This window comes from Dietzia sp. Die43, from assembly GCF_024519835.1.
Taxonomy (GTDB): Bacteria; Actinomycetota; Actinomycetes; order Mycobacteriales; family Mycobacteriaceae; genus Dietzia; species Dietzia kunjamensis.
This window is the reverse complement of the sequence record NZ_JALJRF010000019.1, coordinates 40,714-63,652: the sequence shown is the minus strand read 5'-3', so window position 1 is coordinate 63,652 and position 22,939 is coordinate 40,714. Positions and strand designations below refer to the sequence as shown.

Below are 22,939 nucleotides of genomic sequence, written 5' to 3'. Positions count from 1 at the left end.
CCTGCGGGGTGTGCCCGCGGGCGGGGTCGCTCAGGAGGCTCCCCCGAGGCTCGCGACCGGGATGGTGAGCACGTCGCCGATCGAGGCCTCGGGACCGTAGCTGCCCAGGGACCCAGGCGCATAGGAGCCCGTCGCGTTGGGCAGCTCCACCGACAGGATGACCGAACCGGCGTTGATGAGCCCGGTGAGCAGGTCCGTCAACGAGCCGGTCCCGAGCGACCCGTAGCCGAGGCTGAGAGTGGAGACGGCCGCGGCCGCGGGCTCGAGGTTCATGCACCGCAGAGCGTCGGTGTGGGTCGTGATGTACAGGCATCCGGCGGCGGCGTCCGGATCCATCGGATCCACGCGATCGATCTGCTGTGCCGTCGCCGTGCCGGCACCGGTCAGCAGCGCGGTGGCGGCGAGTGCCGAGACGGTCGCGGCGAGGGTGGTCGTGCGCATCGGGATCCTCCGGGTCGTCGCCCCGCCCCACGGCGGGGTCTCACCCGGGAGATGGTATCGGGGGTCACACCCGGGCGGCGCGCGACGCGGCGTCCCGGCCTGCTCGGTCGATCAGGCCTCGCGGCGGATCCAGCGCAGCAGAGGCCCGAGTGAGACCCGGTCGGTGAGGTCCAGCCCACCCAACTCGAGCATGGACTCCTCCTCCGGGGTGCGCTCGGATTTGCGACGCAGCGCCGCGAGAGCGGTCTTCACGCCCAGCCGCTGCCGGAATCCCAGCTGGTCCGGGGTGACCACGCCCCGCAACTGGAAGAGCTTGAGATCGCGGAGCTGATCGCCCGAGAACTCACTCGACATGAGCTCGATCCGGGCGTCATCGGTGACCGGGGTCGGGCCCACCATGACGACCGCGACCCGGCGCCCGGCCTCGACGAGCGCCTCCCAGTTGTCGCGGATGAACGCCGAACCACCCAGCCCGCCAGCCGCCCGCATCCCGGTGACGAGGACGACCGTCCCGGCGACGACGAGTTCGGCCGGGTCCACGGAGTCGTGATGGGTGGCCCGGGTGTCGAATTCCTCGGCGAGCCAGGTGGCGTAGCGCCTGGCGCCGGGGTCATCATCGTGCAACACGACCGGAGCCTGGATCGTCCGCCGCGTCTCGTCCGCCATCAGGCCTCTCCCCGTCCGTCGCGCGCGACCACCCGGGCTGCGCGGCCCCCGATCTCCACCACGTCGCCGTCGACCAGACCGCGACCGCGACGGGTGTCCACCTCGTCGTTGACGCTCACGGCGCCGGAGGTGACCGCGTCCTTGGCCTCGGCACCCGAATCGAGCAGTGATGCCAGCTTGAGGAACTGCCCCAGCGTCAGCTTGCTGCTCAGGTCGCATTCGACGTCGTCGACGGGTGGACCGGCCGGCGGGGGTGTCACCCGGCCGGTCCGTCCTCGTCCTGCGATGTGGCGGCTCATACGCCCGAGCCTATCGGGCGCGCCGTCACGCGAGCGGACCCGTCCTCGCGGGCTGATCGCCGGGCAGGTCCCCGCGGCCGCGTCGCGTCACCAGGGCCAGCCCCGTCCCGCCGGCCACCAGTGCCGCAGCGGCCAACGCCAGCGCGATGATCTGCACGCCCGACATGCCCGAGGCGTCGTCGACCTCCTGCTCGTCCACGTCGGGGGACTCGCCCCTGGACGGCAGTGGTGGCAACTCGCTCAGCACGGGCAGGTCCGTCACCACGGCCCGGCCGCCCGGTCCCGGGAGCTGGGCGCCCGGTCCCGGCAGCTGGGCCGGGGCCACTGGCGCCCCGCCCAGGACGACCGCAGCGCAGAGCGCGGCGATCATGCTGGCGGGGCGACGGCGGACCATGGATGCCTTCCGAGACGAAGGCCGGGCGGCCTGATATCAGAATAGACCTGATCTTAGGTTCCATTAAGGTCAGGCGCCACGGCGGATCTCAGCGCTGTGCCACGTCCGTCGGTCGGACCGGCTCCGGCAGCGCCGTCTCCCCCATGAGGAAGCGATCCACCGAGGCGGCGGCGGCGCGCCCCTCCGCGATGGCCCACACGATGAGCGACTGCCCGCGGCCCATGTCGCCGGCCACGAACACGCCGTCGACATTGGTCGCGTAGGTGCCGTCACGGTCCACGTTTCCGCGGTCGGTGAAGTCCACCCCCAGGTCGGAACAGAGTCCGGCCTTCTGGGCACCCGTGAAGCCCATCGCCAACAGCACCAGATCCGCCGGGTACTCGAAGTCCGTACCGGGAACGGGCTCGAAGCGCCCGTCCACCATCCTCACCTCGGAACCCTTGAGGGCGGTGACGTGCCCGTTCTCCCCCACGAACTCGGCGGTGGACACGCCGTAGACGCGCTCACCGTTCTCCTCGTGGGCGGAGGCCGTGCGGAACATCAGCGGGTACATCGGCCACGGGGTCGAGGCCGCACGCGTCGCCGGCGGGCGGGGCATGATCTCGAAACTCTTGACCGACCTGGCCCCCTGACGGGTCGCCGTGCCGAGGCAGTCCGCGCCGGTGTCGCCGCCACCGATGATGATGACGTGCTTGTCCCGCGCGTGGATGGCGGGCAACCCGTCGGCATCCACCACCGGGTCGCCGACCGCGGCCTTGTTGGCCAGGGGCAGGTAGTCCATGGCCTGATGGATGCCCTCCAGCTCACGGCCGGGCACGGGCAGGTCCCGCCTCATGGTGGCGCCGCCGCTCAGCACCACCGCGTCGAACTGCTCCCGCAGCTGCGACGCCGTGATGTCCTCGCCGACGTTGACCCCGGAACGGAAGACCGTTCCCTCGGCCTCCATCTGCGCGAGACGCCGGTCGAGGACCGCCTTCTCCATCTTGAACTCGGGGATCCCGTAGCGCATGAGTCCACCGATGCGGTCATCACGCTCGAACACCGTGACGGAGTGTCCGGCGCGCGTGAGCTGCTGCGCGGCGGCCAGACCCGCCGGGCCCGAACCCACGACCGCGACGGTCTGCCCCGTACGGAACGACGGGATCACCGGTGCCATGCCGCCGTCGGCCCACGCGGCCTCGGCGATCTCCACCTCGATCTGCTTGATCGTCACGGGCGGCTGGTTGATCCCCAGGACGCAGGAGCCCTCACACGGCGCGGGGCAGAGCCGGCCGGTGAACTCAGGGAAGTTGTTGGTCGCGTGCAGACGGTCGACCGCCGCGTCCCACTTCCCGCGGTGCACCAGGTCATTCCACTCGGGAATGATGTTGCCCAGCGGACACCCCTGGTGGCAGAACGGCACACCGCAGCTCATGCAGCGGGAGGCCTGGGTCTTCAGGTGATCCTCCGGGAGGGTCGTCGACTCGTAGACCTCCTTCCAGTCCATGATGCGCAGGTCGACGGGGCGGCGTTCGGGCAGCTCCCGCTCTGTGTGCTTGAGAAAGCCCTTCGGGTCAGCCATTTGCGGCCTCCATGATCGCCTCGTCCACGTTGCGTCCGTCCTTCTCCGCCTGCTCGATGGCCAGCAGCACGCGCTTGTAGTCGCGCGGCATGACCTTGGCGAAATGATTCACGTTCTGGGCCCAACCACCGAGGATCTCCCGGCCCCGGGCCGAATCGGTCTCCTCCACGTGCCGCTCCACGATGCCGCGGAGGAATTCCACGTCCTCGCTGGTCAGCTCGTCGGTGTCGACGAGCTCCACGTTGAGGTTCTCGGGCAGGACGCCCTGCGGGTCGTAGAAGTAGGCGACGCCACCGGACATGCCGGCCGCGACGTTGCGTCCCGTCTCCCCCAGCACGACGACGCGTCCACCCGTCATGTACTCACAGGCGTGGTCGCCCACGCCCTCCACCACCGCGGTGACGCCCGAGTTGCGCACGCAGAAGCGCTCGCCCACGATGCCGCGGAGGAATACCTCGCCGGCGGTGGCGCCGTAGCAGATCACGTTGCCGGCGATGATGTTGTTCTCGGCCGCGAAATCGGGGGCGGCGTCCTCCGCCGGGCGGACGACGATGCGTCCCCCGGACAGTCCCTTGCCCACGTAGTCGTTGGCGTCACCGAACACCCGCACGGTCACGCCGGAGGCGAGGAACGCCCCGAGCGAGTTGCCGGCGGACCCCGTGAAGCTCAGGTCGATCGATCCCTCCGGGAGCCCGGCACCACCGTGCGCCTTGGAGATCTCGTGGCTGAGCATGGTGCCCACCGAGCGGTTCACGTTGCAGATCGGGTAGCTGCCCGCGAACGGCCCCGTCGCGGGATCAGCGATCACGGAGCGGCTGTCCTCGATGAGCCGGCGGTCGATGACGCCCTCGAGCTTGTGGTCCTGCGACTTGGTGTTCCGCAGGTCCTGGTGCATGAACGGGGACTCCGCCTGGGCGAAGATCGGCGCCAGGTCGAGCTTGGCGACCCGCTTGTTGTGGGCGAACGCCCGCGACTTGTCGAGGCATTCGGAGTGTCCGATCGCCTCGTCCAGCGAACGGAACCCGAGCTCGGCGAGGTACTCGCGCACCTCCTCGGCGATGAACTCCATGAAGTTCACCACGTACTCGGCCTTGCCGTTGAACCGCTCGCGCAGGATCGGGTTCTGGGTGGCGACACCGACGGGGCAGGTGTCGAGATGGCACACGCGCATCATCACGCAGCCGGCCACGACGAGCGGAGCCGTCGCGAATCCGAACTCCTCGCCGCCGAGCAGCGCCGCGACGATGACGTCGCGCCCGGTCTTGAGCTGCCCGTCGACCTGGACGACGATCCGATCCCGCAGGCCGTTGACCAGCAGGGTCTGCTGGGTCTCGGCGAGACCCAGCTCCCACGGGCCGCCCGCATGCTTGAGCGAGGTCAGCGGAGACGCGCCGGTGCCACCGTCGTGGCCGGAGATGAGCACCACGTCGGCGTGCGTCTTGGACACACCCGTCGCGACGGTGCCCACACCCTGCTCGGCCACGAGCTTGACGTGGATCCGGGCCTCGGGGTTGGCGTTCTTCAGATCGTAGATGAGCTGCGCCAGGTCCTCGATCGAGTAGATGTCGTGGTGCGGCGGCGGCGAGATCAGCCCGACGCCCGGGGTCGAGCCACGAACCTCGGCGACCCACGGGTAGACCTTCCCCGGCGGGAGCTGGCCGCCCTCGCCCGGCTTGGCGCCCTGGGCCATCTTAATCTGGATATCGGTGCAGTTGGCCAGGTAGTTGCTGGTCACACCGAACCGGCCTGAGGCCACCTGCTTGATGGCCGACCGGCGCCAGTCACCGTTGGGGTCGGGGCTGAAGCGGTCGATCGACTCGCCGCCCTCGCCCGAGTTGGACCGGGCGTGGAGACGGTTCATGGCGATCGCCAGCGTCTCGTGGGCCTCGGCCGAGATGGAGCCGTAGCTCATCGCGCCCGTGGAGAACCGCTTGACGATCTCCGAGACGGGCTCGACCTCCTCGATCGGCACCGGGGGACGGGTCCCCTTCAGCTCGAACAGGCCGCGGAGGGTGGCCAGACGTTCCGACTGGTCGTCGACGAGCTGGGTGTACTCCTTGAAGATCTCGTAGCGACCGGAGCGCGTGGAGTGCTGGAGCTTGAACACCGTGTCCGGGTTGAACAGGTGGTACTCGCCTTCCCGGCGCCACTGGTACTCCCCGCCGATCTCGAGCTCGCGGTGCGCGGCCTCCTCCGGCCGCGGCAGGAACGCGAAGCGGTGGCGACGGGCCACGTCCTCGGCGATCTCGTCGAGCCCGATGCCGTCGATGGGGCTGATCGAGCCGGTGAAGTACTCGTCGCACAACTCCTGCGAGAGCCCCGTGATGTCGAAGAGCTGCGCACCCGTGTACGAGGCCAGGGTCGAGATGCCCATCTTGGACATCACCTTGAGCACGCCCTTCGCGGCGGCCTTGCGGTAATTGGCGCAGGCCGCGGGGGTGTCCACCCCGGTGAGGTGACCGGTCTTGACGAGCTCGTCGATGGACTCGAACGCCATGTACGGGTTGATCGCCTCGGCGCCGTACCCAAAGAGGACCGCCATGTGGTGGACCTCGCGGGCGTCTCCGGATTCGACCACGAGGCTGACCCGGGTACGGGTCTTCTCGCGGACGAGGTGGTGGTGCACGGCCGAGGTGAGGAGCAGCGACGGAATCGGCGCGTTGCGCTCATCCGACTCACGATCCGACAGCACGATGATCGTGGCACCATCCTCGATGGCGTGGGAGATCTCGCGACGGATCCGTTCCAGGGCGATGCGCAGGCCGCGGCCGCCGTGAGCGACGTTGTACAGGCCGCGGACGACCACCGATCGCAGACCGGGACGGGTCTCGCCGGCCGCCATCAGCGTCGACAGCTCGTCGTTGCCGAGGATCGGGTTGTCCAGGCGGATCTGGCGGCACGACTCCGGGCCCGGGTGGATGAGATCGCCCTCGGGGCCGAGCGTCACACCGTAGCTGGTGACGAGCTCCTCGCGGATCGCGTCCAGCGGCGGGTTGGTGACCTGGGCGAAGCGCTGCGCGAAGTAGTCGAACAGCATCCGTGAGCGCTCCGACAGGACCGGCAGCGGCGTGTCGGTGCCCATCGATCCGATCGCCTCCGCACCCGCCCCGGCCATCGGCGAGACGAGGATCCGGAGCTCCTCCTCGGTGAATCCGAAGACCCGCTGCCTCAGCACGACACGCTCGTGCGGCATGTACGGGTGGTCGACCTGCGGGAGATCCCCGAGTCGGACCATGCCCTCGTCGAGCCACTGCTGGTACGGGTGCTCGGCGGCCAGCTCGGTCTTGATCTCCTCGTCGTCGATGATCCGCCCCTGGGCGGTATCGACCAGAAACATCCGGCCCGGGCGCAGGCGGGTCTTGGTGACGACCTTGTCCTGGGGGATGTCGAGGACGCCGACCTCGGAGGCCATGACGACGAGCCCGTCGTCGGTGACCCAGATCCGGGACGGGCGCAGACCGTTGCGGTCGAGCACGGCGCCGATCACGGTGCCGTCGGTGAACGTGATCGACGCCGGTCCGTCCCATGCCTCCATGAGGGAGGCGTGGTACTCGTAGAACGTCCGCTTGGCCGGGTCCATCGTCTCGTGGCGCTCCCACGCCTCGGGGACCATCATCAGCACGGCGTGGGGCAGGGTGCGCCCTGCCAGCGTCAACAGTTCCAGCGCCTCGTCGAAGCGCGCGGTGTCGGAGCCGCCCGGGGTGCAGATGGGCAGTGCCGCCGACAGGTCCTCGATGTGCTCGCTGGACATGAGTGACTCGCGGGCCCGCATCCAGTTCTCGTTACCGCGGGCGGTGTTGATCTCACCGTTGTGGGCGACGTAGCGGAAGGGGTGGGCCAGCGGCCATGCCGGGAACGTGTTGGTGGAGAAGCGGGAGTGGACGATGCCCAGGGCGGACTCCACACGCTCGTCCTGGAGATCCAGGTAGAACTCCGGGAGCTGCTTCTCGGTGAGCATGCCCTTGTAGACGAAGGTGCGAGGGCTCAGGGACGGGAAGTACACGGTCTCCGAGCCGAGGTCACCCTTGCCCGGCCCCTTGGAGCCCAGCTCGTGCTCGCAGCGCTTGCGCACGACGAAGCACTTGCGCTCGAGGTCCAGCTCGGTGAGCAGCGCCCCTCCGGGGCCGGCGGCCTTGACGAAGATCTGGTGGATGCTGGGCTGCGCGTCGCGTGAGATCGCGCCGACCGTGGAGTCGTCGACCGGTACCTCACGCCACCCGATCACGGACACGCCCTGTTCGGCGGCGATCCGCTCCACCATCCGCATGGCGTCCATCGCGAGCATGCGGGACTGGGGGAGAAAACAAAGGCCGGTGGCATATGCACCGGCCTCAGGCAGTTCTACGTTCTGCTCCTCACGCATCACTTCGCGGAGGAACAAGTCCGGTACCTGGATCAACAAGCCCGTGCCGTCACCGGTGTTGGCCTCGGCGCCAACGGCGCCGCGGTGCTCGAGGTTCACCAGTGCGGCGATCGCCTTCTCGACGATGTCCCGGGACTTGCGTCCGTACATATCCACAACGAACGCGACGCCACACGAGTCGTGTTCGTATTCAGGGCGGTACAGGCTCTTGGGGCCGGGAGTCGTCATCATGTATTCGCCTTCGCTTGTCGACGGGCGGACTCCGTGGTGTCTGGAGCACCCGTACTCAGAGGACCGAAGTGCTCTGGCTCGGAAATAATATGGGCAGAAGGGGCGCAGCACACAAATCGGGAAAGTCAAACTGTGGCCCCTGACATGGGAAGCTGAGTCCACCTTGTGAGATTTCTCTCAGGGTACGCGCCTCACGCCCTCCCGAGATGGCGGAAGGCCCGCCCCGGGCGAATGCTCCCGGGGCGGGCCTTCTCTCAGATAACTCACCGAATGAACGGCATTGGTGGCAACGTGACACCGTCCGGCAGCGCCACTTCGTAGTCACCCAGCGAGCCGGTCATCACGATGGCGGCATTGACGCCCACCGCGGCGCCTCCGACTCCGGCGACACCCGGTTCGCCTCCACGCCCGTTGGGCGTCGAGGGCCCGGGCGCAACCGGCGGCGCGGCGACCGCCGGCGCTGCCGCGACCGGAGCGGGGAGGCCCGGCAGCGGCGGAAGCGCGATCCCCATGTCCGCGCCCACCTGCAGGATCATCGGTGCAGCAGCCACGGAACCGCCGATGAGCGCGACAGGCAGCAGCAGCGGCAGTGACCCCGCAGCCGATCCTGCGGACCCGAGTGGGGCCAGCGACGCCGTGAGGGACCCGAGGGGAGCGAGGGAGCCGGTGGCCGATCCCGGTTCGAGAGATCCCATCGGCAGGGAGCCCTCAGACGAGCCTTCCTCCAGCGACCCTTCATCGGACCCGGCCGACAACGGTGCGAGGGAACCCCCGTCGAGGGAGCCCTCCAACGACCCGTCGAGCGAACCCTCCCCCGTCCCGTTGCCCGAACCGGCATCAGAACCGGACGACAACGGCGCCAGGGACCCCTCCACCGACCCGTCCTCCGAACCCATGTCATCCGACCCGCCACCGGAACCCGCCGACAACGGCCCCAGCGATCCTCCCACCGATGCGAGAGGCAGGGAGCCCAGAGCAAGGGACCCGGGCGCGAGTGAACCGAGGTCGACCGACCCCTCCCCGGGCTCGTTGTCCGACCCGCCCTCAGAACCGGCCGACAACGGCGCGAGCGAACCCGCATCCAGCGACCCCTCCAACGACCCGTCACCCGAACCCAGATCATCCGACCCGCCCTCAGAACCGGCTGACAGCGGCGCCAGCGAGCCATCACCCGCCTCGGAACCGGACGATCCGAGCGCCAGGAGCAGAGTCACGGCCACGAGCGATCCGCCCTCGGCGGAACCGGGGTCCAACGACCCGTCGTCCGAGCCGGCATCCGAGCCCGCCGACAACGGCGCCAGGGAACCCGCATCCAGGGACCCCTCCTCCAGCGACCCTTCGTCAGAGCCCACGTCATCCGACCCGGCATCGGACCCCGCGGACAACGGCTGCAGCGAGGCTGGGTCCAGGGAGCCGGGGTCCAGGGAGCCGGGGTCCAGCGAACCGGGGTCGAGCGATCCCGGGTTGAGCGATCCGGTGTCCGGGGACGACCCCGACGGCACGGAGCCGGGGTCCAGCGAACCGGGCCCCGAGAGATCATCCGAGCCGGTATCGGAACCGGCGGACAGCGGCTCCAGCGAGCCGGGATCCAGCGAGCCGCTCGGTATGCCTCCGTCGAGCGATCCGCCCTCACCCGACCCGGCCGAACCGAGCAGCAGTTCGAGGTTCAGACCGAGCTCGCCGTTGAGCGACCCGGTCTGGGCACCTGCGATCGCCGGCGAACCGGCGGCAGCGAGCAGCGCTGCGCTGGTGAGCGCCGCCGCCCTCAGATGTCGTGCGCGTTTCGAAGACATAGTCGATCCTTCTCTCGGTGTCCCTTGCTTCTGCCGGAGGATGCAGCGGATCGCCTGCACCGATCCCCTTACCTGACCTAAACATCGCGTAAACTCAGAATACTGTTACCTAGATCACATTACTACCGGTGAAACGACATATATTTGACCTCGTCAGCGGCCTGCGGCCACCTACGCTCGATGGGTGACCACTGCGCCCCACACCCTGTCGTCCCCGGTCCCGCCGCTTCGCCGCATGGCGGACGGCACGGTCAAGCAGACCAATCCGTTCACCGGCACCGAGGTGTGGACCGTGCCCGGTCGGGCGCACCGGCCCATCGACCACTCCCCCGGGCGGGTCACCGCGGTGGACCCGTCCGCCGCGGAGGCGCACTGCCCGTTCTGTGTGACCCGGCTGCGCGAGACCACCCCGGAGAAGGCGCGCGTAATCCGCGACGGCGACACCTGGCGGGTGCTCGAGGAGGTGTCCGCCGACGAGCTCGATGCCACGACCCCGGAGTTCCGGCTGTTCGGCAATCTCTTCGAGATCGTCTCACTGGACTACTGGAAGGCCGTGCACGGTTACCGCATCCCGGCCCGCGCGGCCGCCCACCAGTCCGCGTATCTCGCGACCCCGTCCGGCGCCGAGCACGTCCGCGCGCTGGTCCGCGCCCGCATCGCCGCAGCGCAGGGCGACCCGTCGGCCGTGGATGCCATGGGCCCGGCCGAACTGGCCACGCACTCGGAGAGCTTCTTCGGCGGCTGTCACGACGTGGTGGTGGCACGCCGTCATCTCACCGACGGCGCCACCGCCAGCGACCGCCACGCCGCGTCGGGCGACCTGACCCCCGCCGAGCACGAGCAGTTCACCGCCTTCACGGTCCGCGCGATGCGAGGCCTGTACCGCGACAACGCACACGCGCGGTACGTGTCGGTGTTCCAGAACTGGCTCGCGCCCGCGGGCGCCTCGTTCGCGCACCTGCACAAACAGCTGGTGGCGATCGACGAGATCCCCGCCAAGACCGCCCGCGAGGCGGCCGCGCTGGGCGGCGACACCGACCTCTACAACCGGCTCGGTGTGGACCACGCCGCGGCCGAGGGGTTGGTGCTGGCGGAAAACGAGCACGCGGTCGCGGTGGTGGGCGTGGGGCACCGCTACCCCGCGCTGGTGGTCTACTCGCGGTCGGCGGCGAGCGCGCCGTGGGAGCATTCGGCGGCCGAGCTGCGCGGCGTCTCGGATCTGCTGCACGCCTGCCACGCGGCGACGGGTCGGCTGGTGCCGTGTAACGAGGAGTGGCACACCCGCCCGCCTGAACGGGGTGTCGCGGCCATGCCGTGGCGGATCGTGCTGAAGTGGCGCATCTCGACACCCGCCGGTTTCGAGGGCGCGACCGGCGTCTACGTCAACACGATCGACCCGTGGGGCTTGCGTGACCGGGTGGTACCGCGCCTGGCAGAGCTCCGCGCGCAGGGCCGGATCGCCCACATGGCGGTGGGCACCGAGTGCGGGGACGTGCGGGGGGCACTTCGGTACGGGCGGTGAGGACGACGACGACGACGAGGTGGTGGCCACGCCCGGCCGGCGGGAGGGCGGGTCAGTGGCCGCGGACGCCGAGGCCGCGGACGCGGCCGGAGGCGCGTGAGACGACACGCGTGTGGATGACGCCCCGCGCGGGGGCGGCGGTGGCCTCACGGATGCCCGGGACGGAGGCCGGGATCACCACCGGCGCGGCGAGACCCGCGTCGAGCAGCATCGCGGTGGGCGTCTCCTCCGAGCCGCCGTTGATGCTGCAACACAGTTGATAGGCGTCCTCGTCCCGCCAGATATTGACCCAGTGGACGTCGAGTCCCTCACGGGCGGCCCGGCGACGCAGCGCCGACGAATAAGGGCACCCCGGCCTCCACAGCACCACCACGGCGCGACCCGCGTCGGCGACGGACCGCACGGTCTGGAGTGGCTCGTGACCGGAGGCGCGCAGCGGGGAGTTCCACAGGGCCAGCACCAGTGCCGCGACGAGCACCACGGCCGCCAACGGCGCGCCGTGTCCGAACCCGATGAGCGTCCACGCCGTGGCACACCCGAGCGCCAGAACGGCTGCGGGGCCGAGCCAGTGGCCGGGGACGAGCTCCCGCCCGGCCCGTGCGAAGGGATGGGTCACGCCGATGACCATACGCCCCGCGGTTCGGGGCGTGGGGCCCGCTTCGCCAGAATTGTGACCTGACAACGAGTCTGGTGCCGCCCGACCGGTTGCGCGGTAGCGTCGGCCCCATGACGGATCCGCCGCCGCCCACTGCGTCCCGCACATCGGCCACCCGCAAGGTCCGGGACCTCACCGGACCCGGGATCACCACGGTCTTCGGGATGGAAGGGACGGATCTGGGCATCCTGACCCGGACCCCGTCCGGGCGCCTGCTCGCGGTGTTCGGCGACACCTTCGCCGGCGCCGGGATGGGCGCCCCCCATGTGGGGCGTCCGCACCCGGGTATCGAGCAGTGTGCCCCCACCACGGATGAGCGTCCCGGACCCGGAAACCCGGACTGGCGCTCCCCCGCCGGATTGTTCTCCGACACCGTCGACCTGTCCGAGGGGCTCGAGTGGACGGACGCCGCCGGCCCGGGCCCGCGGGACTACGCCGCCCAGCTGATCGACTATGTGCACGGCCGCGGGTGCTCGACCGTCCTCCCGAGCGACGTGCTCACCATCGGAGACACCATGTACCTGCACGTCATGGTCAACGACGGCCTGGGCACCGTCACCCGCACCCGGATCCACCGGTCGACCGACGACGGCCGGACCTGGGAGCCCACGGGGGCGGAGTTCTCGCCCCTCCTCGAGGGCGGCCATCGCCAACTCTGGACGTGGGAGCTCGGCGGGGACGGGTTCGTCTACGTCCTGTCCACAGGGTTCCAACGGGACAAGGGCGTCATCCTCATGCGGGTGCGTGAGGAGCACCTCGCGGATCCCGACCTCCGCAGGTGGCAGACCTGGGGCTTCCGGAAGGGCGCCTGGGGCTGGGGCAATCCCACGACCATCGTGCTGCCCGGCCGGATCGGCGAGATGTACCTGCGTCGGTGCGAGGACTTCTGGACCCTCACCTACTTCGATGCCGAGCACTACCGCATCGACTGTCTGACGTTCCCGCACATCGGGGCCGACCTGCTCGACCGCTCGGTCACCACGCACACCACGCTCCTGCACGGGAGTGCGTGGGGCGACGAGTCGGACGGTTCCGACCCCGGGGCCGGGCCCGCGCGGGTCGCCCAGCTCTACTGCGGCTGCCCGGTGCCGGGATCCACGCCGGAGGAGTGGCACTTCGTGGTGAGCCAGTGGAACACCCACGACTCGGCCGCCGGGCCCGCCGGGTGGCCGTACCGGTCCATGCAGTTCGTCGGCTCGATCCCGCGCCCGCCGCGCGGCTGAGCCAGGATCGCGGCTCAACCAGGGGCCCGGCGGACCAGGGGCCCTGGCGGCTCACGCCCAGGGCAGTGGCCCCAGCTCGCGTTCGGCCCACCGGTGCACGGCGGCGTGGTCGCGCACGTCGAGCCCGGCGGTGTCCACCTCTATCGCATCCGGCCACGACGGCGTCGCCACCAGCTGGGAGCCCAGGACCTCCACCGTGGCCTCGGACGGGTCGGCGCCCACGGCCGCCCGCGCGGTGATCCGCCGAACCAGCTCGTCGCGGGGCGCGGTGCACGCGATCTCCACCAGCTCGGCGTGCGCGTCCACGGCCACGGTCTCGGCCTCCGCGCGGCGCCGTGGCTCCAGCCAGGTGGCGTCCAGCACCACCGTTCGCCCCTGCGCGAGCAGCCCGGCGGCGCGGGCGAGCATCTCCGCGTAGACCGCGTCGATCGCCGCGTCCGAATACCGGTCGGCGGCGGCGCCCGCGATCTCCCCGCGGACCACGTCGGAACGCAGCAGGTCCGCCGACAGCGCCTCTGCCAGCGGCGCGGCCAGCGTGGACTTACCGGACCCGGACACCCCGCCCACCAGCACCAGACGGACACGGCACCGCAGCAGTGAGTCGACCGCCCGGTCCGCCAACACCAGCGCCCGGCGGGCCTCGCCGCCGGCGGCCCCGTCGTCGGCCTGCTCGGCGCGGATGGCGGTCACCTTGGAGCGGACCAGGGCACGGTAGGCGATGTAGTGGTGGACCAGCGAGGGCGGCGCGTCATCGCCGGAGAGGTCGCGGTAGGCCTCGAGGAGGACGACTGCGAGGTCCCGCGCCCCCGCGGCGTCGAGATCCATCGTCAGGAATGCGATGTCCAGCATCGCGTCGCCGAACCGGAGCCGGTCGTCGAACTCGAGGCAGTCGATCACCCGCGGTCCGTCGTCGGTGAGGTAGACGTCGGCGGCGAGGAGGTCCCCGTGGCCGTCGACGACCCGGCCGGCCGCCACGCGGGACCGCAGCAGCGGGGCCCGCCCCCGCAGGTAGCCCGACGCCAGGGCCGCGATGTCGTCGACGATCTCCGGGGCGTCCCTACCCACGTCGAGTCCGCGCAGGTGGTCGAGGGACTCCGCCCACAACCGCGCCACCGCGGCGGGGGAGCCCGCGGCGTCGATCTCCTCCGAGCGGGGGCTGGCGGCGTGGAGGTGGTCGATCTGCCGGGCCACCTCGCGGATGCCGGCCACGATGTCCGGATCGCCGTCCCCGGTCGAGCCCTCCTGCCGCGACCGCACCAGCGCGGCGAGGCTCCGGTGCGCGGGGAGGCGACGCATCCGCACGACGTGATCGATCACCTCGCCGTCGGGGCCCCTCACCTCCAGCACGCCGGTGTAGACGTCCGGGGCCAGTCGACTGTTGAGCTCGACCTCACGGCGGCTCTGCTCCGCCCGCGCCTCGACGGTGGTGTTGTCGAGGAAGCCGAGATCCAGTGGCTTGCGCACTTTGTGAGCCTGGTCACCCCAGAGGATGATGAGCGCACTGTGGGTCTCCACGAGGCCCGGAGGGCCCGGCGTCGCGGGATCTGATGCTCCGGACACGGTCATGGACCCAGCCTAGGCAGGGACGACGCCGCCCGTGGCGCCTCCGACGGACCCGCCCGACCCCGCGGGTACACGCGAGTGACCGGAGTGTTACATCAACGCGCCCTCACGATTCGGACCCCTTGCGCTCTCCCAGACCGCTTGTAGGGTCGCTGACGCACCTCGCTTCCGACCGGGGTGCCCGCGATGAGAGACATCGGGGTCGATGTAGATCGGAGACGTGCTCTATGACGAACACTCACCGGAAGACCACCAACCGCACCACCGCGAAGATCGCCGCCGTCGGCGCGTTCGGACTCGGTGCCGCCATCGCGTTCCCGGGCCTGGCCGCCGCGGAGGCCCCCACTGACCCCACCGCCAGCCTCGCCGACATCACGGGCGAGGACGGCAGCCTCGCCGACATCACGGGCGAGGACGGCAGCCTCGAGGGCGCCCTGGGCACCGACCTCAACCTCGACTTGGGCAGCCTGGCGTTCAACCTCAACCTCGATGCCGAGACCCCCAACCCGGGCTCCGTCGAGCTGGGTAGCCTCGGCGTCTCGCCGAACACCGGCAGCGCGCTGATCGACGGCAACTCCGGTTCCGCCGAGGACGAGACCGAGACCGCGACCGGGTCGGCCACCGGTTCCGCCGACGAGGATGCGACCGACGCCGCCGCCGACAGCGGCTCGCTGGACCTCGGCTCGCTGGGCAGCAGCGACGAGACCACCGACGAGGTCCCCGCCGACGAGACCGCAGCCGACGAGACCGCAGCCGAGACCGGGTCGCTGAGCGGCTCGCTCGCCGGCCTGAGCTCGGGCGCCGAGGACGACGCCACCGACACCACCGGCGCCACCGCCGGCGCCGAGGTCGAGGCCGACGCCGGACTGAACTTCGGCTCGCTGGGCTGATAACCCCCGCGTCCACGACGCGCCTTCCCGGCCCGGGATCGTGACCCTCCCCCTCACGATCCCGGGCCGTCGTGTGTCCGCCGACACTCATGGGGGATGATGCAGGTGTGACGATCGTCGTGGCCTGCGGGGCCTTCAAGGGCTCCCTCACCGCTGTCGAGGCGTGCCACCACGCGGCCGAGGGCGCCCGTCGGGCGCACCCCGACACCGATGTGCTGGAACGCCCGGTCGCCGACGGTGGGGGCGGCAGTCTCGAGGTGATGGTCGCCGGCGGCGCCCGGACCGTGCCCGTCACGGCATCGGGGCCCACCGGCGAGCCGGTCGAGACCTCGTTCGCCGCCATCGACCCCGACACCGCGTTCGTGGAGATGGCGGACGCCTGCGGCCTGCTGCGACTGCCCGGCGGCGAGGCCCGCCCCCTGGAGGCGTCCAGCCGCGGGGTCGGCGAGGTGATGCTGGCCGCGCTGCGATCCGGCCGCGGCAACATCCACCTGGGCATCGGCGGCAGCGCGTCCACCGACGGCGGCGCCGGGATGCTCGCCGCTCTCGGTGCGCGTTTCCTGGACTCCTCCGGCACGGAGCTGCCCGACGGCGGCGGCGCGCTGGTCAACCTCGACCGGATCGACCTCGACGGCCTCGACCCGGCCGTCCGCGCCGCCCGCATCCTCGTCGCCTGCGACGTGGACAACCCGCTGCTCGGTCCGCTGGGCGCGGCCCGCGTCTACGGCCCGCAGAAGGGCGCGATCCCGGACCAACTCGACGAGCTCGAGGCCGGCCTGACCCGCCTGGTGCGGGTCCTGCGAGCGCAGGGACTCGACGTCGACCCGGATGCGCCCGGCTCCGGCGCGGCCGGCGGGGTCGGCTTCATCGCCCGTGAGCTGCTCGGCGCCTCCCTCGACCCGGGGTTCGAGGTGCTCGGCACCCTCACCGGTCTCGAGGACGTCCTGTCCGCCGCCGACCTGGTGATCACGGGCGAGGGCCGACTCGACGACCAGACCATGCACGGCAAGACCCCGATGGGAGTGGCGGCCCTGTGCCGGTCCCACGCCGTCCCGGTGGTCGCGGTGTGTGGCCGCCTGGATCTGGGGGCCGACCGGGTCGCCGAGGCCGGGTTCGCGGCGGCGGCCGCACTCACCGAACGGGAACCCGACCTGGCCCGTTCCATCGCCAACGCGGGCCCGCTGCTCGAGGAGGTCGCCGCCGAGGTCGTCTCCCGCATCCTGCCCTGAGGCGGCGTTGTCACCAGCGGTGCGGTCAGCCGATACGCCGGCGCAGTTCGTCCACTCCCCCGCCGGACAGCTCGTCGAGGAACACCGGCCGGCCCGCCATGGCCATCACCAGCGCCAGCGTCGGCCCCTCTACCTCCGGACCTGCGCCGGCCTCGAACGGCCCGTCGGTCGCCCGTAGGCGCAGTCCCTTCACGAGCCTCGCACTGTTCACCGCGAAGTCCTGCGACGCATAGAACCGCGCGACCCCGGTCAGGGGATCGACGGGGTAGGCGCGGGTCAGGCCGAGGGGCCGGCGGATGTCCTCCGCGTGCACGATCGTCTCGCCGAGCCACGCCGCGGGGTCCCCGAAGGGTGACACGCGGAGCGACGACGAGTCGACGAAGTTCTCCAGCGTCCCGCCGGGGCTGTCGCGGAGCTGCTCCCGCATCCTGCGCCGGTTGTGCCGGTCGGTGTCGAACCCCGCACCCACGATGCTGCGGACCCACCGGACCCGGCCCGTCCGGGCGACCGCCGTCAGATGGGCGAGGACCTCCTCCACGCTCCACCGGGTGCACAGCGACCCGGTGCGCCACTCCGCGTCGCGCAATGCCCCCAGCTCGTCGGCCAGGGCCGCGCGTTCCACGTGGATCGCCGCCCACAGTCGGTCCCGGTCGGCACGGGTGCGGCCCATGAGAACTCCTCCGTCGCGGTTGGGGTGGTCTCATCGAACCACGCGGCCCCGCCCGGCGGTGTGGTCCATGATGGAACCGTCCCCGCCCCCGACTGGAGGTCGACATGCGCAGATGGCTCCTCGGCGCGCCCCTGGCCGCCCTGGCCGCGGTCGCGGCCACGGACCTGCGGCAGACCAGGTTCCCGATCCTGCGGACGTTCCCCGTCCTCGGACACGCCCGCATGGCGCTGACCGCCATCGGACCCGAGCTGCGGCAGTACATCGTCGCCAGCAACGACGAGGAACGGCCGTTCACCCGGGATCAGCGCGACTGGATCTACGAGTCCGCCGAGTCCCGGGGGACCACGTTCGGGTTCGGTACGGACAACGATATCGAGTTCCTCGAGGGCTACCCGATCATCAAACAGCGCACCTTCAGTGACGTCACCCTGTCCGCGCTCCCCCATTCCGGACAGCAGCTCCCGCTCCCGCCCGCCAAGGTGCTCGGCGCCGCCCGCGGCCGGGCCCGCGCGTTCCGGCCGGACTCTTTGGTCAACATCTCGGCGATGAGCTACGGCTCGCTCTCCGCGCCCGCGGTCGAGGCTCTGGGTCGGGGTGCCGCCCTCTCGGGAGCCCTCCACAACACGGGTGAGGGCGGCCTGAGCCCCTACCACCAGAACGGCGCGGACCTCATCTTCCAGATCGGCACCGCCTACTTCGGGGTCCGCGACGACCGGGGACGGTTCGACATCGACAAGCTGGTCGCGCTCACCGAGAAGCACCCGATCCGGGCGATCGAGATCAAGCTCTCCCAGGGCGCCAAACCCGGCCTGGGCGGGCTCCTCCCCGCCGCCAAGATCAGCGAGGAGATCGCTGCGATCCGCGGGATCCCGATGGGTGAGGACTGCGCGAGCCCCTCCCGGCATACCGCGTTCAGCGACGTCGACTCGATGCTCGACCTCGTCGAGGACATCGCCGACCGCACCGGCCTGCCCGTCGGCATCAAGTCGGCCATCGGCGACATGACCTTCTGGGAGGAACTCGCCACGGCGATGGTCCCGCGCGACCGCGGCGTCGACTTCATCACGATCGACGGCGGGGAGGGCGGCACCGGCGCCGGTCCGCTCGTGTTCACCGACGCGGTGTCCTTGCCCTTCCGCCTCGGCTTCCCGCGCGTGTACTCGGTCTTCGCCGAGGCGGGACTCACCGACGACGTCGTGTTCATCGGCGCCGGCAAGCTCGGCATCCCGGAGAACGCCGTGGTAGCGCTCGCACTGGGCGTGGACATGATCAACGTCGCGCGGGAGGCCATGCTGTCAGTGGGGTGCATCCAGGCGCAGAAGTGCCACACCGGCGGCTGCCCCACCGGTGTCGCCACCCAGAACCCGTGGCTGGTGCGCGGGGTGGAGCCCACCGCGATGGCCGAACGCTGCTCCAACTACATCCGGTCGCTGCGTCGCGAACTCGTCAAGGTCGCCGGCGCCGTCGGCGTCCCCCACCCCGGCCTGATCGGCCCCACCGACGTCGAACTCGCCCGCGGCACCCGGGACTCGCACACGCTCGCCGAGATCTACGGCTACGGCGACGGCTGGGGGCTGCCCGGGCCGGACGACGCGCGGGCAGTCACCGAGATCATGGTCGCCGCCGGCGTCGCCGAGCACACCGCGGCGATCACCCCGCCGGGCGTCGAACCGGACTAGTCGCCCCCGGCGGCCCCCGCGCGCAGCAGGCCCAGCTCGCGATTGAGGTTGGCGTGGGCCTGCTTCTCCCACATGTCGCGACCCGCGCGGGTGAGGAACACGGACCTGCGCTCGAGCAGTCCCTCGAGCGCGGCGATCCGCCCGGCGACGAACCTCTCGCCCGGGACGTGGGCGAACTCGTGCCGCACGTCCGCGGCGTAGGTATCGTAGGTCTCCGGGTCGGCACCCAGCACGGCCAGATCGGCGTCCGAGAGGACGGCCCCGTCGAGGTCTCCGGGCTCGATCCGGTGCCCGCCCATGAGGCGGACGAGGCGCGCGACCTCCTCGACGGGCGCGGCCGGGTCGAGCAGTTCCTCGGCCAGCGCCGCCGACTTCTCGTTGTTCTCCGCGCCCGCGGGGTCGAACACCGCGGCGTGCAGCCACGCGGCCAGCCGGACCGCCGTGGCGTCGAAGGTCTCCCCGTCCGCCTCGAGCGCGTCCACGGCCCGGAGCACGGCCCGCAGGTGCGTCTCGTTGTGGTACCGCCGCTGCGGCTCGTTCCAGCGTCTCAGCAGGTCAGCCCGCAGCTCGGGGGTGAGGAACCCGACGGGGGCGTCGAGCGGGTCAGCGGAGGCCGTGCGATCCGTGTCCATGGTCGGACTCTACCGCCGAACCTGCGCTGATCCGCGCCGGATCGGGTTACTCCTCCAGCTCCGAGCCCAGCCTCGGTGGGAACTCCTCGAGTGCGGCGAGCTCGGCGGTGTCGAACGTGCGGGCCCTGGACAGGAACCGCTTGCCGGTGGGGTTCTCGAGGCTGAACCCCGAGCCCCGTCCCGGGATCGCGTCCAGCACCAACTGCGTGTGTTTCCACGTCTCGAACTGGGAACCCGAGATCCACACGCGGACCCCGGGTGCCAGGTCCAGCTCCCCCACCAACACGTCGCGCTGCCCCACACGGAACTCACCGTCGGGATAGCACATGGGCGCCGAGCCGTCGCAGCACCCGCCGGACTGGTGGAACATCACCGGGCCGTGCCGGCCGACGAGCTCGCGGATGAGCTCGACGGCCGGCTCGGTCGCCACGAGGCGCGGCGGTAGGTCGGCGGGCGCGCCCTCCGGGGGGAGCGCCCGCGCGGCGATGCGCACGCTCCCGCCCGAGGGCAACCCGCACACGTCGTCCATCAGAAGAAGCCCTGCGGCTTGCCCGAGTAGCTCACGAGCAGGCACTTGGTCTGCTGGTAGTGGTCGAGCATCATGCGGTGGTTCTCGCGGCCGATGCCGGACTGCTTGTAGCCGCCGAACGCCGCGTGCGCCGGGTACTGGTGGTAGGTGTTGGTCCACACGCGGCCGGCCTGGATGGTGCGGCCGGCCCGGTAGGCGGTGGTGCCGTTGCGCGACCACACACCGGCACCGAGTCCGTAGAGGGTGTCGTTGGCGATGGTCATGGCGTCGTCGAAGTCGGTGAACGAGCTCAGGGACAGGACCGGCCCGAAGATCTCCTCCTGGAACAGCCGCATCTTGTTGTGACCGCGGAAGACGGTCGGCTGCACGTAGTAGCCACCCGCCAGGTCACCGTCGAGCTCCGCCCGGGCGCCGCCGGTGAGCACGTCCGCGCCCTCCTGCTTGCCGATGTCGATGTAGGACAGGATCTTCTCCAGCTGATCGCCCGAGGCCTGCGCGCCCAGCATGGTGTCGGTGTCGAGCGGGTTGCCCTGGGTGATTTTGTTGGTGCGCTCGATCGCGAGTTCGGTGAACTCGTCGAAGACCGACTTCTGCACCAGCGCGCGCGAGGGGCACGTGCACACCTCGCCCTGGTTGAGGCCGAACATCGCGAACCCCTCGAGTGCGGCCTGCCGGAAGTCGTCGTCGGCGTCCATGACGTCGGCGAAGAAGATGTTGGGGCTCTTGCCGCCCAGCTCGAGGGTCACCGGGATGAGGTTCTCGGAGGCGTACTGCATGATCAGCCGCCCGGTGGTGGTCTCGCCGGTGAAGGCGACCTTGCGGATCCTCGGGTTGGAGGCCAGGGGCTTGCCCGCCTCGGCGCCGAAGCCGTTGACCACGTTGAGCACGCCGGGCGGGATGAGGTCACCGATCACCGACAGCAGGAACAGGATCGACGCCGGGGTCTGCTCGGCCGGCTTGAGCACCACGCAGTTGCCCGCGGCCAGTGCCGGGGCGAGCTTCCACACCGCCATGAGGACCGGGAAGTTCCACGGGATGATCTGGCCGACCACGCCGAGCGGCTCGTGGAAGTGGTACGCCACCGTGTCCTCGTCGATCTGTGAGATCCCGCCCTCCTGCGCGCGGATACACCCGGCGAAGTAGCGGAAGTGATCGATCGCCAGCGGGATGTCGGCCGCCAGACACTCGCGGATCGGCTTGCCGTTGTCCCACGATTCGGCCAGGGCGATGGCCTCGAGGTTCTCCTCCATGCGGTCGGCGATCCGGAGCAGGACCAGCGAGCGCTCGGCGGCGGAGGTGGCGTTCCAGGCCGGGGCGGCGGCCCACGCGGCGTCCAGGGCCGCCTCGATGTCCTCGGAGGTGCCGCGGCCGACCTCGCAGAAGACCTGACCGGTGATCGGGGTGACGTTCTCGAAGTACTCGCCCTTGACGGGTGCCACCCACTCGCCGCCGATGTAGTGCTCGTAGCGGCTCTCGTAGGACATCACCGAACCATCGGCGCCGGGCTGTGCGAAAACGGGCATCGTGCCCCTCCTTCTCCTCCGCGCGACCCCCGTGGTCGTCGCTGTGATGTAGGACACTATCCGCGGCGGGGTTGCAGCAACGTTGCACGACGGACGATTCCGTCCGACTCCGTGCGGGCACTGCCCGACCGGACAGGCCCCCACCCGTTCGACCTGCCGGAATCCACCGCATCCCCTCGCCGCGGACGTCCCGACCGCCCTACCGTCAGCCCCCATGGAGACCACCGCGAGACCCGGGGCGACCCGAGAGATTTCCGCGATCCGGGGCGGACCGGGCCGACGCTTCGGGGCGTTCACCGTCGTGGCCGACGCCCATCGGGTACGGATCGGGCACGACCTCAGCCACGACGAGGTGAGCGAGGCGGTGATCCCGGCCATGTCCCGAGACCTGCTCGACACCGGGGTCCTCCACACCGTGGACGAGTTCCACCGGGCCGTGACCGCGCTCGTGACCTCCCGGGACGGGAGCTGGCAGGAGTGCTGGTCCGACTACTACCGGTCCTCGATCGCAGCACTGACAAACGGCCACTGCCCGTTCTCCCCGGTCCACGACCGGGCGGTGGCGGAGTTGGTCGGCGACTCGGCGCTGGAGATCGGGTGTTGCTTCGGGTTCCTGTCCCTGCGGCTCTCACGGGAGGGGGCCGGGACCATCGCGGCAGATCTGGACCCCACCGTCCTCAAGCTGCTCCGGACCTGCGCACCGGCCGGTGACACCCTGCCGACCCCCGTCTGTCTCGACGCGCGGACGACTCCCTTGGCGACGGACACCGCGGACACCGTCTACCTCGTCCACGTCCTCGAGCACCTCGACGAGGACGCCGGCTGGGACATGGTCCGCGAAGCCCTCCGTCTGGCGCGACGCCGTCTGGTGATCGCCGTCCCCTTCGAGGCGGTGGCGGTGGCACAGTACGGGCATGTCCGGACCTTCGACATCCCCACACTGACGAGCCTGGCCGCCCGGATCGCGACGGTCGGACACGGCCGGTCGGCCGGTATCCGGACGAGGGTCGACGAACACCACGGGGGATGGCTCGTGGTGGACACGTGAGTCCTCTCGCCACCCGCCCTACTCCAGC

The 22,939-nt window shown here is 70.8% G+C and carries 19 protein-coding genes; 6 read left to right on the top strand and 13 right to left on the bottom strand.

Going from position 1 to position 22,939, the window contains the following annotated elements; translation table 11 throughout:
- Window positions 1-30 precede the first annotated feature (30 nt).
- The 7 genes from NR111_RS15445 to NR111_RS15415 form a co-directional block, all read right to left on the bottom strand.
- A complete protein-coding gene (locus NR111_RS15445; protein WP_132062233.1) occupies window positions 31-441 on the bottom strand; it encodes a hypothetical protein in 411 nt (136 codons plus the stop codon).
- Window positions 442-552: 111 nt separating this feature from the next.
- Window positions 553-1,107, bottom strand: a complete 555-nt coding sequence (locus NR111_RS15440) for a hypothetical protein (RefSeq protein ID WP_096906259.1) — start codon at window positions 1,105-1,107, stop codon at window positions 553-555.
- The gene (locus tag NR111_RS15435) at window positions 1,107-1,406 is read right to left on the bottom strand and encodes an RNA-binding S4 domain-containing protein (protein WP_227022113.1); all 300 of its coding nucleotides are present in this window, start codon (window positions 1,404-1,406) and stop codon (window positions 1,107-1,109) included. Before NR111_RS15435 ends, NR111_RS15440 begins: the two co-directional genes overlap by 1 nt.
- Window positions 1,407-1,431: 25 nt before the next feature.
- Window positions 1,432-1,800, bottom strand: coding sequence for a hypothetical protein (locus tag NR111_RS15430; RefSeq protein WP_096906260.1), 369 nt, complete (start codon window positions 1,798-1,800; stop codon window positions 1,432-1,434).
- An 88-nt stretch (window positions 1,801-1,888) separates the two neighbouring features.
- On the bottom strand, window positions 1,889-3,361 hold the full coding sequence (locus NR111_RS15425) for a glutamate synthase subunit beta (protein WP_067714930.1): 1,473 nt from the start codon (window positions 3,359-3,361) through the stop codon (window positions 1,889-1,891).
- Window positions 3,354-7,955, bottom strand: coding sequence for a glutamate synthase large subunit (gltB, locus tag NR111_RS15420; protein WP_067714933.1), 4,602 nt, complete (start codon window positions 7,953-7,955; stop codon window positions 3,354-3,356). Before gltB ends, NR111_RS15425 begins: the two co-directional genes overlap by 8 nt.
- Window positions 7,956-8,218: 263 nt before the next feature.
- The gene (locus NR111_RS15415) at window positions 8,219-9,748 is read right to left on the bottom strand and encodes a hypothetical protein (RefSeq protein ID WP_069389256.1); all 1,530 of its coding nucleotides are present in this window, start codon (window positions 9,746-9,748) and stop codon (window positions 8,219-8,221) included.
- Window positions 9,749-9,983: 235 nt separating this feature from the next.
- Between NR111_RS15415 and NR111_RS15410 the strand changes: the two genes are divergently transcribed.
- Window positions 9,984-11,270, top strand: coding sequence for a DUF4921 family protein (locus NR111_RS15410; protein WP_069389257.1), 1,287 nt, complete (start codon window positions 9,984-9,986; stop codon window positions 11,268-11,270).
- Window positions 11,271-11,322: 52 nt separating this feature from the next.
- Here NR111_RS15410 and NR111_RS15405 read toward each other — a convergent pair whose 3' ends face one another.
- A complete protein-coding gene (locus tag NR111_RS15405; RefSeq protein WP_227022115.1) occupies window positions 11,323-11,886 on the bottom strand; it encodes a hypothetical protein in 564 nt (187 codons plus the stop codon).
- Between the two features lie 110 nt (window positions 11,887-11,996).
- On the opposite strand from NR111_RS15405, the gene NR111_RS15400 reads away from it, so the two are divergent.
- Window positions 11,997-13,148, top strand: coding sequence for a DUF4185 domain-containing protein (locus tag NR111_RS15400; protein ID WP_069389262.1), 1,152 nt, complete (start codon window positions 11,997-11,999; stop codon window positions 13,146-13,148).
- Window positions 13,149-13,199: 51 nt separating this feature from the next.
- On the opposite strand, the gene NR111_RS15395 is transcribed toward NR111_RS15400, so the two are convergent.
- Window positions 13,200-14,714: an AAA family ATPase gene (locus tag NR111_RS15395; protein WP_256821322.1), complete on the bottom strand. Its 1,515-nt coding sequence runs from the start codon at window positions 14,712-14,714 to the stop codon at window positions 13,200-13,202.
- A gap of 224 nt (window positions 14,715-14,938) precedes the next feature.
- On the opposite strand from NR111_RS15395, the gene NR111_RS15390 reads away from it, so the two are divergent.
- Window positions 14,939-15,601 carry a hypothetical protein gene (locus NR111_RS15390; RefSeq protein WP_256821321.1) on the top strand — a complete coding sequence of 221 codons (663 nt, stop codon included), beginning with the start codon at window positions 14,939-14,941 and terminating at the stop codon, window positions 15,599-15,601.
- Window positions 15,602-15,708: 107 nt separating this feature from the next.
- Window positions 15,709-16,830 carry a glycerate kinase gene (locus NR111_RS15385; protein WP_096906263.1) on the top strand — a complete coding sequence of 374 codons (1,122 nt, stop codon included), beginning with the start codon at window positions 15,709-15,711 and terminating at the stop codon, window positions 16,828-16,830.
- Window positions 16,831-16,855: 25 nt separating this feature from the next.
- On the opposite strand, the gene NR111_RS15380 is transcribed toward NR111_RS15385, so the two are convergent.
- On the bottom strand, window positions 16,856-17,500 hold the full coding sequence (locus tag NR111_RS15380; RefSeq protein WP_182635362.1) for a maleylpyruvate isomerase family mycothiol-dependent enzyme: 645 nt from the start codon (window positions 17,498-17,500) through the stop codon (window positions 16,856-16,858).
- Window positions 17,501-17,604: 104 nt separating this feature from the next.
- On the opposite strand from NR111_RS15380, the gene NR111_RS15375 reads away from it, so the two are divergent.
- Window positions 17,605-19,179, top strand: a complete 1,575-nt coding sequence (locus NR111_RS15375; RefSeq protein ID WP_182635364.1) for an FMN-binding glutamate synthase family protein — start codon at window positions 17,605-17,607, stop codon at window positions 19,177-19,179.
- Here NR111_RS15375 and NR111_RS15370 read toward each other — a convergent pair.
- From NR111_RS15370 to NR111_RS15360, 3 genes are read right to left on the bottom strand one after another with little or no spacing between them, the layout of a single operon-like run.
- Window positions 19,176-19,811: a hypothetical protein gene (locus NR111_RS15370; protein ID WP_096906265.1), complete on the bottom strand. Its 636-nt coding sequence runs from the start codon at window positions 19,809-19,811 to the stop codon at window positions 19,176-19,178. The two genes, NR111_RS15375 and NR111_RS15370, sit on opposite strands and share 4 nt — an antisense overlap.
- 46 nt (window positions 19,812-19,857) lie before the next feature.
- Window positions 19,858-20,340 carry a DUF779 domain-containing protein gene (locus tag NR111_RS15365; protein WP_194307384.1) on the bottom strand — a complete coding sequence of 161 codons (483 nt, stop codon included), beginning with the start codon at window positions 20,338-20,340 and terminating at the stop codon, window positions 19,858-19,860.
- The gene (locus tag NR111_RS15360) at window positions 20,340-21,863 is read right to left on the bottom strand and encodes an aldehyde dehydrogenase family protein (protein WP_067714957.1); all 1,524 of its coding nucleotides are present in this window, start codon (window positions 21,861-21,863) and stop codon (window positions 20,340-20,342) included. Before NR111_RS15360 ends, NR111_RS15365 begins: the two co-directional genes overlap by 1 nt.
- Window positions 21,864-22,077: 214 nt before the next feature.
- Between NR111_RS15360 and mftM the strand changes: the two genes are divergently transcribed.
- Window positions 22,078-22,911, top strand: coding sequence for a mycofactocin oligosaccharide methyltransferase MftM (gene mftM / locus NR111_RS15355; protein ID WP_082923826.1), 834 nt, complete (start codon window positions 22,078-22,080; stop codon window positions 22,909-22,911).
- Window positions 22,912-22,939 lie beyond the last annotated feature (28 nt).

What these genes read in the sequence shown, in the direction of transcription:
- NR111_RS15445 (WP_132062233.1), bottom strand. Translation starts at nt 441, where the DNA reads ATGCGCACGACCACCCTCGCCGCGACCGTCTCGGCACTCGCCGCCACC.
- NR111_RS15440 (WP_096906259.1), bottom strand. Translation starts at nt 1,107, where the DNA reads ATGGCGGACGAGACGCGGCGGACGATCCAGGCTCCGGTCGTGTTGCAC.
- NR111_RS15435 (WP_227022113.1), bottom strand. Translation starts at nt 1,406, where the DNA reads ATGAGCCGCCACATCGCAGGACGAGGACGGACCGGCCGGGTGACACCC.
- NR111_RS15430 (WP_096906260.1), bottom strand. Translation starts at nt 1,800, where the DNA reads ATGGTCCGCCGTCGCCCCGCCAGCATGATCGCCGCGCTCTGCGCTGCG.
- NR111_RS15425 (WP_067714930.1), bottom strand. Translation starts at nt 3,361, where the DNA reads ATGGCTGACCCGAAGGGCTTTCTCAAGCACACAGAGCGGGAGCTGCCC.
- gltB (WP_067714933.1), bottom strand. Translation starts at nt 7,955, where the DNA reads ATGATGACGACTCCCGGCCCCAAGAGCCTGTACCGCCCTGAATACGAA.
- NR111_RS15415 (WP_069389256.1), bottom strand. Translation starts at nt 9,748, where the DNA reads ATGTCTTCGAAACGCGCACGACATCTGAGGGCGGCGGCGCTCACCAGC.
- NR111_RS15410 (WP_069389257.1), top strand. Translation starts at nt 9,984, where the DNA reads ATGGCGGACGGCACGGTCAAGCAGACCAATCCGTTCACCGGCACCGAG.
- NR111_RS15400 (WP_069389262.1), top strand. Translation starts at nt 11,997, where the DNA reads ATGACGGATCCGCCGCCGCCCACTGCGTCCCGCACATCGGCCACCCGC.
- NR111_RS15395 (WP_256821322.1), bottom strand. Translation starts at nt 14,714, where the DNA reads ATGACCGTGTCCGGAGCATCAGATCCCGCGACGCCGGGCCCTCCGGGC.
- NR111_RS15390 (WP_256821321.1), top strand. Translation starts at nt 14,939, where the DNA reads ATGACGAACACTCACCGGAAGACCACCAACCGCACCACCGCGAAGATC.
- NR111_RS15380 (WP_182635362.1), bottom strand. Translation starts at nt 17,500, where the DNA reads ATGGGCCGCACCCGTGCCGACCGGGACCGACTGTGGGCGGCGATCCAC.
- NR111_RS15375 (WP_182635364.1), top strand. Translation starts at nt 17,605, where the DNA reads ATGCGCAGATGGCTCCTCGGCGCGCCCCTGGCCGCCCTGGCCGCGGTC.
- NR111_RS15370 (WP_096906265.1), bottom strand. Translation starts at nt 19,811, where the DNA reads ATGGACACGGATCGCACGGCCTCCGCTGACCCGCTCGACGCCCCCGTC.
- NR111_RS15365 (WP_194307384.1), bottom strand. Translation starts at nt 20,340, where the DNA reads ATGGACGACGTGTGCGGGTTGCCCTCGGGCGGGAGCGTGCGCATCGCC.
- NR111_RS15360 (WP_067714957.1), bottom strand. Translation starts at nt 21,863, where the DNA reads ATGCCCGTTTTCGCACAGCCCGGCGCCGATGGTTCGGTGATGTCCTAC.
- mftM (WP_082923826.1), top strand. Translation starts at nt 22,078, where the DNA reads ATGGAGACCACCGCGAGACCCGGGGCGACCCGAGAGATTTCCGCGATC.